Here is a 3858-nt window from a genome sequence, read left to right as displayed (position 1 = left end):
CCAACCGATGCTGTTTCATGCTATTTCCTTGTTCATGCGCCGAAAGGGCAATCGAGTAAAGCCGCGAGCTTATCAGGCCGCCACGACCAATGGCTACCGGCATGAGAGCAGGAATCTTCCGATAAGTTCAGGGATTAAAACGCATTTGGGCAAAGGCGCGATGAAGCTTCTGTCATCTATGCCTGACAAGACTTCCCATGACATCTGGCGTAATGGCCACTTGCCCAGCATGGCCCCGCTCAGGCATAACAGCGCAACAATTCGACAAGGATGTTTATCTTGCGCCTCTTATTCCGTGTGCTGACCCTGATCGTGGTGCTGCTGGGGCTCGTCCTGGTGGTGATTCTGTACTACGTCGCCAACCCGAAATTGCCCTTCTACACCCCCGCCCAGCGGGTGCATTACCTGAATCAGTGGAGTGAAGAAGAACGGCAAACCTACTATTTCACGCCGCAGGGTACGCAGGTCAAAGGCTTGCGCTATGAATGGTTTCAGGCGCTGGAGTTGCCGTTTTCCGAGCAGCGATTCGCCTCTCCCGACTACCTTGCCCGCTTCGGCTTTCTCGTCGATCCGCAACAGAAAGCCACGCCGAACAATCCCGACAACCTGCCTGTCGGCTTTGCCCGACATCAGAATCCCGGCAGTCCCGAGCAATATCTGGACATAACTTGTGCGGCTTGCCACACCGGCGAATTGCGCTTCAAAGGCCAAGCCATACGCGTTGATGGCGGTGCGGCGCAGCATGTGCTGCCTTCCAGCGTTCCTACACTGCGTGGTGGTAGTTTCGGACAGGCACTGGTCGCCAGTCTGACCTCAACCTACTTCAATCCCTGGAAATTCGAACGCTTCGCTCGAAACGTCTTGGGTGATGAGTACGATGCGCGCCACGGGCAACTGCGCAAGGATTTCAAAGGCTCACTGGAAACCTTCCTGAAAGTCGCCTGGAACGACACCCATCGCGGCCTCTACCCGACCGAAGAAGGCCCCGGCCGTACCGACGCGTTCGGACGGATCGCCAATGCGACGTTCGGCGATGCCATCTCCCCTGCCAACTACCGCGTTGCCAATGCACCGGTGGATTACCCGCAGTTGTGGGACATGTGGACTTTCGACTGGGTGCAATGGAACGGCTCGGCGCAGCAGCCGATGGCGCGCAATATCGGTGAGGCATTGGGCGTAGGCGCTACCCTGAATTTCTTCGACGCCAACGGCCAGCCGCTGCAAGGCGATGAGCGCTATGCCTCCAGCGTGCGCGTGCGTGATCTGCACAAGATTGAGGAAACCCTGCAAAAGCTTCAGCCGCCCGCCTGGCCGGAAGATTTGCTGGGCGTTGTCGATAGACCCCTGGCCGCCAAAGGTCGCACGTTGTTCAGCGAGAATTGCGCCGGATGCCACGTCCCGCGGGCAACCCGTGAGGGCGACCGCTGGGTGCAACACCTGCACATGCTCCCCGTTGATGTCATCGGCACAGACCCCAATGCAGCCACCAATATCGCGACTCACCGCTTCGATCTGACGGCACTGCAATGGGATTTGCAAGAACTGAAGAATATGGACGTCAAGCTGCATCCAGAGCCCAAAGAACCGTTGGATCTGAGCCAGCTATCAGTCGCCAAGGGACTGGCTTACGTCACCGCATTCGTCGAAAACCGCGCCTACCGCGAAGCCAAGGTTACGCCGGAAGAAAAGCCAGACCTCGATGGCTTTGGCCTGCCGATTGGCGTGCGCGAAAAAGTCGCCTACAAGGCACGGCCATTGGCCGGTGTCTGGGCCACTGCGCCGTTTTTGCACAACGGCTCGGTGCCGACTATTTACCAGTTGCTCTCACCACAGGATGAACGCGCAACCACCTTCTATAAAGGCACGTTCGAATACGAACCACGGCATCTGGGTTATCGCACCGAAGCGTTCCCTAATGGCTTTCTGTTCGATACGCGGATCAGCGGCAACCACAACAGCGGTCATGAATTCCGCGCCGGCGAGCGCGGTAACGGCGTCATCGGCCGACTGCTGCAACCGGAGGAACGCTGGGCGTTGCTGGAATACCTGAAAGTCCTCGGCGGCCCACTGGAGGCGCAATTGCCATGATCCTGCCAACCTTCAAGAAAGAACTGCCGATACTCGCCCGAATCTGGTTGTCGCTCGGGCGTTTACTCGGCAAAACACTGTTGATTATGCTCGCCATCGGCCTGCTCGGCTGGGCAGTCGCCACCGCGTGGTTTGCCTGGCAACAACGCGGGCCGGTGTCGGCAACCGAACAGATTCCATCTGGCGAAGCGGCGATGACCCAAGACGTGATCCAGACCGCCGTGCGCATCGTCGATCAACACCGCGAACCCACACGGTATTTGCGCGACGCGCATGCCAAGGCCCATGGCTGTGTAAAGGCTGAAGTCCAGGTCTTACCTCAGTTGGCGCAGTCGCTGCGACAGGGCGTTTTCAGCGAACCGGGGACAACCTGGCAAGCGATGATTCGCCTGTCCAACGGCAATGCTTACCCGCAATTCGACAGCATTCGCGACGCCCGTGGCATGGCGATCAAATTGCTGGACGTGCCGGGTAAACAGCTACTTGGCGAACGCGCGCAGCGGCGTGAACAGGATTTTGTCATGTTCAGCCATCCGAACTTCTTTGTCAGTGATGTCGCCGAGTACCGTCAGAATGTGGCTGCTCAAGCTGACGGTAAAAAGGTCATGGCGTTTTTTCCGGGCTGGGATCCACGCACCTGGCAGATCCGCCATTTGTTTATCGCCTTGGCCACCCTGTCGTCGCCGCCGGACAGTCCGACGGCGACGACCTACTTTTCGGTCTCGCCCTACAAATTCGGTGACGCCAATGCGAAGTTTCGGGTGATGCCGGATCCGGCCCGCTGCCCGGCCTACACGCTACCGAAACAGAACCACGACTTGCCGAACTTCCTGCGCAGCGCTCTCAATCAACAGTTGTCGGCGGATCGAGTGCCGGCGTGTTTTGTCCTGCAGATCCAGCGTCAGGATGCGAACCGGTACATGCCGATCGAAGACACCAGTATTGAATGGCGTGAGCAGGACTCACCGTTCGAGACCGTGGCGCGGATTACCTTGCCACCACAGGACTTCGATTCGCCTGCGCTGAATCTGGCGTGTGACAACCTGTCGTTCAATCCGTGGTTCGGCATTGAAGCGCATCGGCCGATTGGCGGGATCAATCGTCTGCGCAAAGCGGTGTATGAGGCGGTGAGTGATTATCGGCATAGCCGGAATGCCCTGTAGGAGCTGTCAAGTGCAACGAGGCTGCGATCTTTTGATCTTAGGAAAGCAGGATCAAAAGATCGCAGCGTGCCGCAGCTCCTACAGGGGCTCAGGTGATTTTCTCAAACCCCGGACAGCAGAAAGCCCGCACTAGGCGGGCTTTCTGTGGAATCTGGCGTTCAGTGTTCCAGATTCCGAATATGGCGCAGCGGACGGGACTCGAACCCGCGACCCCCGGCGTGACAGGCCGGTATTCTAACCGACTGAACTACCGCTGCGCGAAACGCTTGAAACGAATGGTGGGTGATGACGGGATCGAACCGCCGACATTCTGCTTGTAAGGCAGACGCTCTCCCAGCTGAGCTAATCACCCTTCGCTTCGTTACGGGACGCATTATGCCACAAGTTTTCGTAATGTGTTGATTTAATTGAAGTTTTTTTCAAATAAATCCGAAAACCGGTGAAACGACACATCCCGCGGTACAACCTTGGAGCAGAAAAAAACCCGCCTTGGCGGGTTTTTCCGTGGTGACCTGGCGTTCAGTGGTCCAGGTTACCGAATATGGCGCAGCGGACGGGACTCGAACCCGCGACCCCCGGCGTGACAGGCCGGTATTCTAACCGACTG

2 protein-coding genes and 2 tRNA genes are annotated in these 3858 nt (G+C 57.8%); 2 read left to right on the top strand and 2 right to left on the bottom strand.

All coding sequences use genetic code 11. The annotated features are described in order from the left end of the window. Positions 1–279 precede the first annotated feature (279 nt). Both ACIPIZ_RS28895 and ACIPIZ_RS28890 read left to right on the top strand, forming a co-directional pair. A complete protein-coding gene (locus tag ACIPIZ_RS28895) occupies positions 280–2088 on the top strand; it encodes a di-heme-cytochrome C peroxidase (RefSeq protein ID WP_401168903.1) in 1809 nt (602 codons plus the stop codon). Continuing rightward, the gene (locus ACIPIZ_RS28890; RefSeq protein ID WP_150647111.1) at positions 2085–3251 is read left to right on the top strand and encodes a catalase family protein; all 1167 of its coding nucleotides are present in this window, start codon (positions 2085–2087) and stop codon (positions 3249–3251) included. The genes ACIPIZ_RS28895 and ACIPIZ_RS28890 overlap by 4 nt, the downstream gene beginning before the upstream one ends. A gap of 180 nt (positions 3252–3431) precedes the next feature. On the opposite strand, the gene ACIPIZ_RS28885 is transcribed toward ACIPIZ_RS28890, so the two are convergent. Both ACIPIZ_RS28885 and ACIPIZ_RS28880 read right to left on the bottom strand, forming a co-directional pair. Beyond that, positions 3432–3508, bottom strand: a tRNA-Asp gene (locus ACIPIZ_RS28885). A gap of 19 nt (positions 3509–3527) precedes the next feature. Beyond that, positions 3528–3603 (bottom strand) — tRNA-Val (locus tag ACIPIZ_RS28880). Between the last annotated feature and the right edge of the window lie 255 nt (positions 3604–3858).

The organism is Pseudomonas sp. NPDC087690 (assembly GCF_044743175.1).
Taxonomy (GTDB): Bacteria; Pseudomonadota; Gammaproteobacteria; order Pseudomonadales; family Pseudomonadaceae; genus Aquipseudomonas.
Note: the sequence above shows the minus strand (reverse complement) of the source record. Positions and strands in the feature narration are given on the sequence as shown.

Bases quoted from the DNA above. Each gene is read 5' to 3' on its own strand.
- ACIPIZ_RS28890 (WP_150647111.1), top strand. From the start codon at position 2,085: ATGATCCTGCCAACCTTCAAGAAAGAACTGCCGATACTCGCCCGAATC.